Genomic DNA, 11,579 nt, shown 5'->3' with positions numbered 1-11,579 from the left:
GTCGCCCCGGCGGCCCGCGCCTGCGGTCTCGCGGCCGCCCCCGGTCTCCCGGTCCGCTCCCCCGGTGTCACGGCCGGCGTCGTCGGAGTCTCGCCCCGCTGCCCGCGTGCCACGGCAGCCGGCGCCTCGTCCTCTGGCTCCTCGGGTGCCACGGGCGGCGTCGGCCGAGCGGCCGGTCCGCCAGGCGCCCCGGCCGCCGGACCCTCGGCCCGCTCGCCCCGCGCCACGGCCGCCGACGGGCCTTCGCCCCTCTGCTCCGATGCCCGGGCGGGCGCCGGCTCGCCCGGCGCCGCGTCCTCCGCCGGAATCTCATCCCGCTCCCCCGGCGCCGCACCGGACCCACCCGTCGCCGGCCACCGGGCGACGTGGATCACCTGGGCCTCGCCCAGTCCGGACGCGAGGTCGCGGTCGTCCTCGAAGGGGCGGATGGCGAGGCGGGTGGCCGCGGTGCGGAGTTCCGGCTTGTCGCGGGGGGCCGTGAGGATCGTCCAGACCGGGGTGCCGCCCAGTTCCAGCGCCCGTACCAGCAGGTCGGCGGTGAGCAGCACCCGCAGGGCCGTCGGGTCGAGGCCGGAGGCGTGGGTCTCGATGCGGGTCAGGCCGCGGCGGGCGGGCGCGGCGGGGACGGGCTCACCGGTTCGGGCGTCGAGGATGCGCAGCACGGGGCGAGCGTAGGCGGACGGGCGGCCGTATGCAGCGGCTTGCACCGATTCCGGACAGCGTGGCGGGGTACGGCGGGAATCCACACCCGCCGCGGCGATGTTGCTCCGACGCACAGTTCCCCGCAGCCCGAGGAGGCGGCCGATGTACGGCGACGAGGCGACGATCCGCAGGATCCTGACCGAGCTGGGCGACACCTGGGCGGTGGTCGGCCTGTCCTCGAACCAGAACCGTCCCGCCTACGGGGTGGCGCGGGTGCTCCAGCGGTACGGCAAGCGGATCGTGCCGGTGCACCCCAAGGCCGAGACCGTGCACGGCGAGCAGGGTTACGCCTCCCTCGCGGACATCCCCTTCGACGTGGACGTGGTGGACGTCTTCGTGAACAGCGACCTGGCCGGAGCGGTGGCGGACGAGGCGGTGGCGAAGGGCGCGCGGGCGGTGTGGTTCCAGCTGGGGGTCGTCGACGAGGCCGCCTACGAGCGGACCCGGGCGGCGGGTCTGGAGATGGTGATGGACCGGTGCCCGGCGATCGAAATTCCCCGCCTGAGCTAGCCTGTCTCACTTTCTTCTCACAATTCGGCACTGAATATTGACATTCCGATACCGCGCTGACCTGTGTGAAGCCTTGACCAAGACACCGGAGATCCCGGGTCAAAACTTGGTTATCGGTCTTCTGTCGGCGCGGAAAGCGTCCCTAATCTGTGGCCTCCTTGCTCGTCAATCCTGTGTCAACGATCTGAGAGGCCACTTGACATGCCGAAAGTCGACCACGCTGTGCCGGTAGCCGCGACGGATACCGGCGGTCTGCGCCGGGACGTCGGGCTCATCGGTCTGATGTGGGCCTCGGTGGGCTCCATCATCGGATCCGGCTGGCTCTTCGGCGCCGAGAAGGCGGTCGTCGCGGCGGGCCCCGCGGCGATCATCTCGTGGCTGATCGGCACGGTGGCGATCGTGCTGCTCGCCCTGGTGCACGCCGAACTCGGCGGCATGTTCCCGGTGGCGGGCGGCACGGCCCGCTATCCGCACTACGCGTTCGGCGGCCTGGCCGGCATGTCCTTCGGCTGGTTCTCCTGGCTGCAGGCGGCGACGGTGGCCCCGATCGAGGTCGAGGCCATGATCGGCTACGCCAAGCACTGGCAGTGGGCCGACGGCCTCCAGCACCACGACGGCACCCTGACCCCCAGCGGCCTCGCCGTGGCCGTGGTCCTCATGGCGGTCTTCGTCGGCGTCAACTTCTTCGGCGTCCGCGCCCTCGCGCACACGAACAGCGCCGCCACCTGGTGGAAGATCGCCGTCCCGCTCGCGGCGATCTTCATCATCGCGATCGGCAACTTCCACCCCGGCAACTTCACCTCCGAGGGCTTCGCGCCGTTCGGCGCCAAGGGCGTGCTCAGCGCCATCAGCGACAGCGGCATCATCTTCGCCCTGCTGGGCTTCGAGCAGGCGATCCAGCTGGCCGGCGAGAGCCGCAACCCGCAGCGGGACCTGCCGCGCGCGACCCTCGGTTCGGTCGCGATCGGCGCCGCCATCTACATCCTGCTCCAGATCGTCTTCATCGCCGCGCTGCCGCACCGGTCCTTCGCGCACGGCTGGGCCCACCTGGACTTCCCGGGCATCAGCGGTCCCTGGGCGGGCCTCGCCACCCTGGTCGGCCTGGGCTGGCTGAGCGTGGTGCTGTACATCGACGCGGTGATCTCGCCCGGCGGCACCGGCCTCATCTACACGACCGCCACCTCCCGGGTGTCCTACGGCCTGGCGAAGAACGGCTACGCGCCGAAGCTGTTCACCAAGACCGACAAGCGCGGTGTGCCGTGGTTCGGTCTGATCGTCTCGTTCGTCACCGGTGTGATCTGCTTCCTGCCGTTCCCGAGCTGGCAGACGCTGGTCGGGTTCATCACCTCGGCGAGCGTGCTGATGTACGCGGGCGCGCCGCTGGCCTACGGCGTGTTCGCCGACCGGCTGCCGCACCGCGAGCGCCCCTACCGGCTGCCCGGCGGCAAGATCATCTCCCCGCTGTCCTTCGTGGTCGCCGACCTCATCATCTACTGGGCCGGCTGGGGCACGCTCTGGCGCCTGGGCTTCGCGATCCTGCTCGGTTACGTGCTGCTCGGCTCGTACGCCTGGTACGCGATCCGCAAGGGCCTGCCGGACGCGCCGCGCCTGGACTTCCGGGCCGCGCAGTGGCTGCCCGGATACCTGGTGGGCATGGGCCTGATCTCCTGGCTGGGCGGCTTCGGCGGCGGCCGGGGCACCATCGGCCTGTGGTGGGACATGCTGATCGTGGCGGCCTTCTCCGTGGCCGTCTACTACTGGGCCAGGGCCACCGCGTCGCGGCCCGAGGCGATCGAGCGCAGCATCGACGAGGTCGTGGTGACGGAGGCGCCGGCGCACTGACCACGTCCGCGCGCTGACCGCGCCCGCAGCACCTGCGGTGTCCCGTCGACAGGCCTGTTGACGGGACACCGTCATAATGCCCTGCGTGACGCCCCTTTCCCCCACCCCGAGTCCCTTCCCCTCTCACACTGTCCGGTCGTCGTCGTGGGCGCCGGACCCGCCGGAGTGACCGTCGGCGCCGTCCTGCGCGCCGCCGGTGTCGACTGCCTGGTCCTGGAGACCGAGAGCAGAGCGTTCATCGAACAGCGGCCGCGCGCCGGCGTGATCGAGGAGTGGGCCGTACGCGGGCTCGAACAACGCGGCCTGGCCGGCAACCTGTCGAAGCGGGCCGAGCGGCACACCGAGTGCGAGTTCCGCTTCGACGGCCGTGGCCACCGCTTCGCCTGCACGGAGCTGACGGGACATCACCACTGGGTCTACCCACAGCCGCTGCACAACTACGTGGTGGAACCCATGGTGTTCGGCCGGCTGTTCCTGGCCGGGGACGCCGCGCACCTCGTCGCGCCGATCGCCACGAAGGGGCTGAACCTGGCCCTGCACGACGCGTTCCTGCTCGGTGACGCCCTCGTCGCCCGGCTGACCCGGGGGGACGCCACCGGGCTGGAGGGCTGCTCGGACGCGTGTCTGCGGCGGGTGTGGGACTACCAGGAGTTCTCGGAGTGGCTGTCCGGGATCTACCACGGCACCTCCTGGGGCGACCCCTACCGGGCCGGTACCACCCTGGCCCGGCTGCGCCGGCTGTTCACCTCGCCGGTCGCGGCGGCGGCCTTCGCCGAGCAGTACCTCGGGACGGCCGACGCGTTCTGAGCCGGTCAGCGCCCCGCGCCGCCGCCTCGTTCGGCGAGGCGGTGGTCGGCCGTCCTGAGGGCCTCCTCGACCAGGCGCCGCAGGTGTCCGTGGCGCAGTGAGTAGATCACCCGGCGGCCCTCCTTGCGGGTGTCCACCACTCCGGCCAGCCGCAGCCGGGCCAGGTGCTGGCTGACGGCCGGCCGGGCGGCGCCGCACGCCTCGGTCAGCGTGCCCACGTCGGCCTCGCCTGCCGCCAGCGTGTGCAGCAGGGCCAGCCGGGTGCGGTCGCCGAGCAGGGCGAGGAGTTCGGCGGCGAGCGCGAACTGTTCCTCGCCCGGGCTGCGCTCGTGCGCATGGTGCGCAGGTGATAGGTGCATGCGTGCGCTCATACGCACATAATGGCTCCGTGGGCGCCGTGCGTCCACCGCCGCCCACCGGAAGGGGATCGACGTGAGCGACCGGCACCCTCATGACCACGGCTCACACGGGCACGGCCCGCACGGGCACGCGCACGGCCCGCACGGGCACGCGCACGGCTCCCCCGGCCTGCGCCATCGGCTGGCCCACCTGCTCACCCCGCACTCCCACGACACCGCCGGGAAAGTGGATCCGGCGCTGGAGTCCTCGGCGCGCGGCGTGCGCGCGCTGTGGGTGTCGCTGGCCGTACTGGGGACGACCGCGCTGGCCCAGGCGGTCGTGGTGGCCGTGTCCGGGTCGGTGGCGCTGCTCGGGGACACGGTGCACAACGCGGCCGACGCGCTGACCGCCGTCCCCCTCGGCATCGCCTTCGTGCTGGGCCGCCGGGCGGCCACCCGCCGGTTCACCTACGGGTACGGCCGTGCCGAGGATCTGGCGGGCCTGGTGATCGTGCTGACGATCGCCGCTTCGGCGGCGTTCGCCGCGTGGGCGGCCGTCGGCCGGCTGCTCGATCCGCGCCCGGTCACCCAGGTGCCGGCGGTCGCGCTGGCCGCGCTGCTCGGCTTCGCCGGCAACGAGTGGGTGGCCCGGTACCGGATCCGGGTGGGCCGGGAGATCGGCTCGGCCGCGCTCGTCGCCGACGGGCTGCACGCGCGTACCGACGGCTTCACCTCGCTGGCCGTGCTGGTGGGCGCCGGCGGGTCGGCGCTGGGGTGGCACCTGGCCGACCCGCTCGTGGGGCTGGCGATCACTGTCGCGATCGTGCTGGTGCTGCGGGACGCGGCGCGGGAGGTGTTCCGGCGGGTGCTGGACGCCGTGGACCCGGCACTGGTGGACCGGGCCGAGCGCGCGGTACGCCGGGTACCGGGGGTGCGTGAGGTGGGCGAGCTGCGCCTGCGCTGGATCGGGCACCGTCTGCGGGCCGAGGTGTCGGTGGTGGTGGACGGCGAGGCGACGCTGCGCCAGGCCCACGCGATCGCCGTCGAGACCGAGCACGCCCTGCTGCACGCGGTGCCCCGCCTGACGGCCGCCCTCGTCCACGCCGACCCGGCCCCGGCCCCGGGGGAGGCGGACCCACACCTGACACTGGCCCACCACACGGCAGGGTGAGCCGTGCCGGCGCGGCACCGGGTGGGGGCTCAGGCGACGCCCAGGTCGTCCAGTACCACCGCGCCGGGCAGCTCGGCCAGGGCCTTGCCGGGGACCAGGAGCTTGCCGCGGCGGCGGCCGCTGCCCACGAGGACGTAGGGCAGGTCGACGACGGCCGAGTCCAGCAGGACCGGCCAGCCGGTGGGCAGGCCGAGGGGGGTGATGCCGCCGTACTCCATGCCGGTTTCGCCGGTCGCCGTCTCCATCGAGGCGAAGGATGCCTTGCGGGCGCCCAGTTGGCGCCGGACGGTCCCGTTGACGTCGACGCGGGTGGTGGAGGGCACCACACAGGCGGCGAGCGTGGTCTCGCCGGCCCGCTTGCCCGCGACCACCACGCAGTTCGCCGACCGCTCCAGCAGTTCCCGGCCGTAGTGCTCCACGAAGACGGCCGTGTCGGCCCACTCCGGCTCGGTGTCGACGTACAGGATCCGGTCGGCCGGGACGGCGCCCTGCCAGTCGCGTACGGCGTCGGCGACGGGGGCGGTCAGTTCGTCCAGGCAGTGCGGGGCGGGGACGACGGTGTCGAAGTCTCCGATCGGTGCGCGCATGGCCGCACGCTAGCAGCCCCTCTCGGCGCGGTTCAGCGCACCGGCGGCACCGATACGGCCATCACCATCTCCATCGGTTCCGCGCCCTCGTTGCCGTACGTGTGCGGCGTACTGGCCTCGAACGTGGCGCTCGCCCCGGCCGGCACCAGGTGCTTCACCCCGTCGACGGTGAGGGTCAGTTCGCCGGCGGTGACGTGGACGAGTTCCACCGTGCCCGCCGGATGCGGGTCGGACGGGCTCTGCTCGCCGGGCATGAGCCGCCAGTCCCACATCTCCAGCGGGCCGGGCGCCTCCGTGCCCGCCAGCAGGCGGTTGTAGCTGCCGGCCTCGGTGTGCCACAGGCGTACGGCCTGCTCCGCGGGGACGATGCGGACCGTGGGGCCCTGTTCGTAGTCGAGGAGCGTGGTGATGCTGACGCCGAGCGCGTCACCGATCTTGACGACGGTTCCGATGCTGGGGTTCGTCCGGGCCTGCTCGATCTGGATGAGCATGCCGCGGCTGACCCCCGCGCGGGCGGCGAGCGCGTCCAGGGTGAAGCCGCGTTCGGTGCGCCACCGCTTGACGTTGCGCGCCAGGGACTGGGTCAGCAGGTCGAGGTCCGACACGTTGGGTCCAATATCCGGGAAGGTCAATATTCTTGATGGCGGAGTTCAGTTCATTGAACTACGGTGAGGTGTACCCGATCGTTCATCGAACTGTACTGCGAGGCCGGCCGTGACAGCACTCTTCGCCCTCACCACCAGCCTGCTGTGGGGGCTGGCCGACTTCGGCGGCGGACTGCTGACCCGGCGGGCCCCGGCGCTGACGGTCGTCGTGGTCTCGCAGGCCGTCGCCGCGGCCGTCCTGGGCGCGGTCGTGCTCGCGACGGGCGGCTGGAGCGAGGCCGGACCCCGGCTGTGGTTCGCGTTCGCCGCGGGCCTGGTCGGACCGGTGGCCCTGCTCTCCTTCTACCAGGCGCTCGCCCTCGGCCCCATGGGCGTGGTCTCGCCCCTCGCCACCCTCAGTGTCGCCGTCCCCCTCGGCGTGGGCCTCGCCCTCGGGGAGCGGCCGGGGCTGCTCCAGGTCGCGGGCATCGCGGTCGCCGTCACCGGGGTCGTCCTCGCCGGCGGCCCGCAGCGGGGCGGCGCGGCCGTGCAGCGCCGCGCGATCCTGCTCACCCTGGTCGCCGCGCTCGGCTTCGGGACGGTGTTCGCCCTCATCACGGAGGCCTCGACCGACGTCACCGGCCTGTTCCTGGCCCTGTTCGTGCAGCGGCTGACGAACGTCGCGGTGGGCGGGGCCGCGCTCGCCGTCTCGGTCCGGCGCGGCGGCACCGCCGTACCGGAGGGTGGCTTCCCGTGGGCCTCCCTGCCCGCGCTGGCCTTCGTGGGGCTCGCCGACGTGGCCGCCAACGGTACGTACGCCGTCGCCGCCCGCAGCGGCCCGGTCACCGTCGCGGCCGTGCTCGCCTCCCTGTACCCCGTGGTGACCGCGCTCGCCGCGCGCGGCTTCCTCAGCGAGCGGCTGCGGCCGGTCCAGGCGGCAGGGGCCGGCCTCGCCCTGCTCGGCACCCTGTTGCTGGCGACCGGCTGAGCCGGCCCGCGTCAGCCCTCGGGCTCCAGCGCGGCCAGGCGTGCCACCGCGTCCGCGTCCAGATCCGCGAGCGCCCGCAACTGCCCCGCGGTCATCCCGTCCGGGGCGCCCCCGCCACCACCGCATGATCGGGCACCGCACCCCGCAACCACCGCGCCGGCCGGTCCGGGCGGCCGGGTCCGACTTCGCCCTGCTCGGCACCCAGCTGCCGGCCACCGGCTGAGCCCGCCCGCGTCAGCCCTCGGGCTCCAGCGCGGCCAGGCGTGCCACCGCGTCCTCGTCCAGATCCGCGAGCGCCCGCAACTGCCCCGGCGTCATCCCGTCCGGAATCGGCACCGGAGCGGGCGTCCGCAACGGCGGCTCCCACCCCGCCTCAGGCGTCCAACGCCGCACGACCCTGGCAGGCGCCCCCGCCACCACCGCATGATCGGGCACCACACCCCGCACCACCGCGCCGGCCGCCACGACCACGTTCCGGCCGATCCGGGCGCCCGGCAGGATCACCGCGCCGGTGCCGATCCAGCAGCCCGGGCCGATCTCGACCGGCTCCATCCGCGGCCACTGCCTGCCGATGGGTTCGTGCGGATCGTCGTAGGAGTGGTTGGTGGAGGTGACGTAGACGTACGGGCCGAAGTAGCAGTCGCTGCCGATGGTGACGGTGGTGTCCGCGATGACGTGGCTGCCGCGGCCGAGGACGACGCCGTCGCCGATGCGCAGGATCGGCTCCGGGCCGAGGTCCAGGTCGGGCATCAGCCCGGCGGTGAGGGTGACCTGCTCGCCGATGATGCAGTGCGAGCCGAGCCGGATCCAGGGCTCGCCGAAGACCGTGCCGAGCGGGAAGGCCAGCCGGGTGGCTTCGCCGATCGAGCCGAAGCGGAAGCCCGCGGGGCGCTCGGCCGTGACGGACCCGTTGCGCTGCATCCAGGACCAGGCCGCGTGTACGGCTCGCTGGGCGAGGCCCTGTCGCCAGGATGAGAACGTGTTCTTGCGCTTCGGCACGGGGTCACGTTACTCACCGGTCGCTTCCGGCGCAGAGGGCGGGCTGCTGTGATCTTTGCCCCACCTGGTGCCGTACGGTGCCGTGTACCGCTGACACGAGGAGACGGTGATGACGCACAAGGCGCTGATCGTGGGTATCGGGGGCAAGGAGCCGCGGGTCGATCCGGAGGCGTTCGTCGCGCCCACGGCGTCCGTGATCGGGGATGTCACCCTGCACGCGGGGGCCAGTGTCTGGTACGGGGCCGTGGTGCGCGGTGACGTCGAGAGGATCACCGTCGGCGCGCAGGCCAACATCCAGGACAACGTCACCCTGCACGCCGACCCCGGGTTTCCCGTCACCGTCGGGGAGCGGGTGTCGGTCGGGCACAACGCGGTGGTGCACGGGGCGACCGTCGAGGACGACTGCCTCATCGGGATGGGGGCGACCGTGCTCAACGGGGCGGTGATCGGGGCGGGGTCGCTGGTCGCGGCTCAGGCGCTGGTGCCGCAGGGGATGGTGGTGCCGGCCGGGTCGCTGGTGGCGGGCGTGCCGGCGAAGGTGAAGCGGCCCCTGTCCGAGGAGGAGCGGCAGGGCGTCACCCTCAACGGCACCTTGTACGCCGAGTTGGGCAAGGCGCACAGGGACGTACACCGGTAGGAGCGTCCGCGGCGGAGCCGCACGCCGGCACGGCCCCGCGCTCTCCCGGGCGCTTCACTCGCCGGCGCCCACCGGCTCCGCTTCCCGCTGCTCCGGCTGGGCCTTCTTCGCCTTGCGCTTGAGGATCAGCATGGAGGCCAGGCCGATCAGGACCGCCGCCGCCAGACCCACGTACGAGAAGCGCTTGAGCCAGTCCTCGGCGACGATGCCCACGTAGTAGATGACGGCTGTGGTACCGCCGGCCCAGCAGATGCCGCCGAGGACGTTGGCGATCAGGAACTTCCAGTACGGCATGTGCAGGACGCCCGCGAGGGGACCGGCGAAGATGCGCAGCAGGGCGACGAAGCGGCCGAAGAAGACCGCCCACATGCCCCACTTCTCGAAGGACCGCTCCGCGGTGGCCACGTGTCCCGCGCTGAAGTGGCGTGGGAACTTCCTGCCGAGCCAGGCCAGCAGCGGGCGTCCGCCCTTGCGGCCGATGGCGTAGCCGATGGAGTCGCCGATCACCGCGCCCGCGGTCGCGCAGGCACCGAGGACGACCGGGTTGACACCCGAGTGCTGGGAGGACATCAGCGCCGCGGAGACCAGGATGATCTCCCCCGGCAGCGGGATGCCGAGGCTCTCCAGACCGATGACCAGAGCCACCACGGCGTAGACGGCAGCCGCCGGGACCGAGTCGAGCCACTCCTGGACGTGCACCGCCGGTTCCTCCCCTGTCGCTGTCCTTGCCCGCGGGGTCGCCGCATGTAAAGCGCGCCCCAAGGGAAGGCTACCTGGTCGGCGGTGAACGGCCGCTTGCCCGCGCCCGGTCGGCGGCACCGTCCCGCCGTCGCCCCTTACGTTTCCGGCCATCCCGGTGTCACGCGGGAGGGGAAGGCTCTCCGCGGTTCCGCCCGGCCCGCCTCCCCCAGGCCCCCGCCGTGGGGCCCGCCGCGGAAGGACGACCTCCCCGTGTCCTCACTGTCCCCGTCCCGCTCGCTGCCGCCGGCCGCGGGCGCCCACCCTGGGCTGGTCGTGCCGGCCCCGCCGGTCGCAGGTGCCTGCCCCGGGGCGCCGGCCACGGCCCGGCCAGCCTCCCGCCTGTCCGCCCGGCCGGTGCGGCTGGCCCTGTGCCTGGCTCCGGTGCTGCTCGCCGTCGGCTGGGCGGTGGCCAACCGGCCCGTGGTGTACGAGGGGGTACGGCGGCTGGTCGCGGCCGACCCGGGGTGGCTGCTGGCCGGAGCGGGCTTCACATGCCTGACCTGGGTGGCCGCCTCCTGCGTCCGGCAGGGCGCCCTGCCCGACCGGCTGCCGCCCGGGCTGCTGCTGGCCTCGCAGTTCGCCGCCGGCGCCGCCAATCACGCACTCCCCGCCGGGCTCGGTGCGCACGCGGTCACCCTGCGCTTTCTGCGCCGCCGTGGCGTGCCGCTGGAGCGGGCGACCGCGTCGATCGGGCTGTACTCGCTGGCCAGGTCCACGGCGAAGACGCTGGTCCTGCTGGTGTTCCTGGCCGTGTCCCCGGCCTGGCGGCGCCTCGGGGACATGGTCCCGGACGGGCGGCTGCTCGTGCCGCTCGCCGCCGTCGCGGGCGGGGCGGCGGCGGTGGCGGGGGTCCTGCTGACGGTCGTACGGCCGTTACGGCGGCCGGTGACCGGGCTGCTGCGCTCCGCCCTGGCCGACGTGCGCGCGGTGCACTCCCGGCCGTGCCGGGTGCTCGCCCTGTGGGGCGGGGCGCTCGCGATGCCGCTGGTGCAGGCGGGCACGCTGGCCTGTGTCGGGGCCTCGCTCGGGCTGGGGCTGCCGTGGGAGCAGGTGGTGCTCGCCCATCTGGCGGCGGGCACGGCCGGCGGGGCGGTGCCGGCGCCGGGCGGGCTGGCGGTGGACGCGGCGCTGGTGTGGACGCTCGTCACCTTCGGCGCGGGACCCGCGGTGGCGACGGCGACCGTGATCGGGTACCGGGTGCTCTCCGACTGGGTGCCGCTGTTGCCGGGGGCGCTGGTGCTGTCTGCGTTGATCCGGGCGAAGGTGCTGTGAGCCGGGGGTTCCCACCCGGCCGACCGCCCGGCTCCGGTGCCGGCCGGGCGCTCGTGGGGGTCCGACCGCCTTCCGTGCGTTCCGCGGGCCGCCGGCTCGGTGGCTCGTACCGGGCCGGCGGGATACGGACGGGACGGCCCGAGTGCGTTCCCGGACGTACGGGAGGGGGCCACTCGGTGAGGAGTGACCCCGCGCCCCCGTCGGTGGAACGCCGTCCGCCTGTCAGCCGAGCACGGCTTGTACGGGCGCGGGCACGGCCCTTCCGATACCGGCGCCCGCGACCGGCGGCGTCAGCGCGCCGGCGACCGGGGCGAGAAGGCCACCCGCCTCGGCCGGCGCGTCCGCTCCCCCGGCCGGGCGGTGCGGTTCCGACTCGGCCGCACGGACCTGCGCGACGCGCG

At 73.8% G+C, this 11,579-nt stretch carries 13 protein-coding genes; 7 read left to right on the top strand and 6 right to left on the bottom strand.

Annotation, left to right across the window (positions count from 1 at the left end; all coding sequences use genetic code 11):
* Positions 1 to 662, bottom strand: a 662-nt coding sequence (locus tag ABZV94_RS36710) for a hypothetical protein (RefSeq protein WP_356348493.1), incomplete at its 3' end; no start/stop codon positions are given.
* A gap of 142 nt (positions 663 to 804) precedes the next feature.
* On the opposite strand from ABZV94_RS36710, the gene ABZV94_RS36705 reads away from it, so the two are divergent.
* The 3 genes from ABZV94_RS36705 (at position 805) to ABZV94_RS36695 (ending at position 3,861) form a co-directional block, all read left to right on the top strand.
* Positions 805 to 1,212 (top strand): CoA-binding protein, encoded by a 408-nt coding sequence (locus ABZV94_RS36705; protein WP_356348490.1) that lies wholly within the window; start codon positions 805 to 807, stop codon positions 1,210 to 1,212.
* Between the two features lie 201 nt (positions 1,213 to 1,413).
* Positions 1,414 to 3,054, top strand: coding sequence for an APC family permease (locus tag ABZV94_RS36700; RefSeq protein WP_356348487.1), 1,641 nt, complete (start codon positions 1,414 to 1,416; stop codon positions 3,052 to 3,054).
* Between the two features lie 81 nt (positions 3,055 to 3,135).
* Positions 3,136 to 3,861, top strand: a complete 726-nt coding sequence (locus tag ABZV94_RS36695; RefSeq protein WP_356348495.1) for an FAD-dependent monooxygenase — start codon at positions 3,136 to 3,138, stop codon at positions 3,859 to 3,861.
* Between the two features lie 5 nt (positions 3,862 to 3,866).
* On the opposite strand, the gene ABZV94_RS36690 is transcribed toward ABZV94_RS36695, so the two are convergent.
* Entirely contained in the window at positions 3,867 to 4,220 is a 354-nt protein-coding gene (locus ABZV94_RS36690; protein ID WP_356348485.1) for a metalloregulator ArsR/SmtB family transcription factor, read from the bottom strand.
* 73 nt (positions 4,221 to 4,293) lie between these two features.
* On the opposite strand from ABZV94_RS36690, the gene ABZV94_RS36685 reads away from it, so the two are divergent.
* Entirely contained in the window at positions 4,294 to 5,370 is a 1,077-nt protein-coding gene (locus ABZV94_RS36685; RefSeq protein ID WP_356348483.1) for a cation diffusion facilitator family transporter, read from the top strand.
* Between the two features lie 29 nt (positions 5,371 to 5,399).
* On the opposite strand, the gene ABZV94_RS36680 is transcribed toward ABZV94_RS36685, so the two are convergent.
* Together ABZV94_RS36680 and ABZV94_RS36675 are read right to left on the bottom strand one after the other, a co-directional pair.
* The gene (locus ABZV94_RS36680) at positions 5,400 to 5,957 is read right to left on the bottom strand and encodes a YbaK/EbsC family protein (RefSeq protein WP_356348481.1); all 558 of its coding nucleotides are present in this window, start codon (positions 5,955 to 5,957) and stop codon (positions 5,400 to 5,402) included.
* 32 nt (positions 5,958 to 5,989) lie between these two features.
* Positions 5,990 to 6,562 (bottom strand): XRE family transcriptional regulator, encoded by a 573-nt coding sequence (locus tag ABZV94_RS36675; RefSeq protein ID WP_356348479.1) that lies wholly within the window; start codon positions 6,560 to 6,562, stop codon positions 5,990 to 5,992.
* 109 nt (positions 6,563 to 6,671) lie between these two features.
* Here ABZV94_RS36675 and ABZV94_RS36670 point away from each other — a divergent pair, with 109 nt between their 5' ends.
* Positions 6,672 to 7,529 (top strand): DMT family transporter, encoded by an 858-nt coding sequence (locus tag ABZV94_RS36670; protein ID WP_356348476.1) that lies wholly within the window; start codon positions 6,672 to 6,674, stop codon positions 7,527 to 7,529.
* 234 nt (positions 7,530 to 7,763) lie between these two features.
* Here the strand turns inward: ABZV94_RS36670 and ABZV94_RS36665 are convergent, their stop codons facing one another.
* A complete protein-coding gene (locus tag ABZV94_RS36665; RefSeq protein WP_356348474.1) occupies positions 7,764 to 8,528 on the bottom strand; it encodes an acyltransferase in 765 nt (254 codons plus the stop codon).
* Positions 8,529 to 8,637: 109 nt separating this feature from the next.
* On the opposite strand from ABZV94_RS36665, the gene ABZV94_RS36660 reads away from it, so the two are divergent.
* Positions 8,638 to 9,165 (top strand): gamma carbonic anhydrase family protein, encoded by a 528-nt coding sequence (locus ABZV94_RS36660; protein ID WP_356348472.1) that lies wholly within the window; start codon positions 8,638 to 8,640, stop codon positions 9,163 to 9,165.
* Positions 9,166 to 9,219: 54 nt separating this feature from the next.
* Here ABZV94_RS36660 and ABZV94_RS36655 read toward each other — a convergent pair whose 3' ends face one another.
* Positions 9,220 to 9,864 carry a DedA family protein gene (locus tag ABZV94_RS36655; protein ID WP_356348469.1) on the bottom strand — a complete coding sequence of 215 codons (645 nt, stop codon included), beginning with the start codon at positions 9,862 to 9,864 and terminating at the stop codon, positions 9,220 to 9,222.
* Positions 9,865 to 10,116: 252 nt separating this feature from the next.
* Between ABZV94_RS36655 and ABZV94_RS36650 the strand changes: the two genes are divergently transcribed.
* Positions 10,117 to 11,178 carry a lysylphosphatidylglycerol synthase transmembrane domain-containing protein gene (locus ABZV94_RS36650; protein WP_356348467.1) on the top strand — a complete coding sequence of 354 codons (1,062 nt, stop codon included), beginning with the start codon at positions 10,117 to 10,119 and terminating at the stop codon, positions 11,176 to 11,178.
* Positions 11,179 to 11,579: the final 401 nt, after the last annotated feature.

The organism is Streptomyces sp. NPDC004658 (assembly GCF_040609555.1).
In the GTDB taxonomy this organism is placed as follows: Bacteria; Actinomycetota; Actinomycetes; order Streptomycetales; family Streptomycetaceae; genus Streptomyces.
This window is presented reverse-complemented; position numbering and strand designations above follow the sequence as displayed.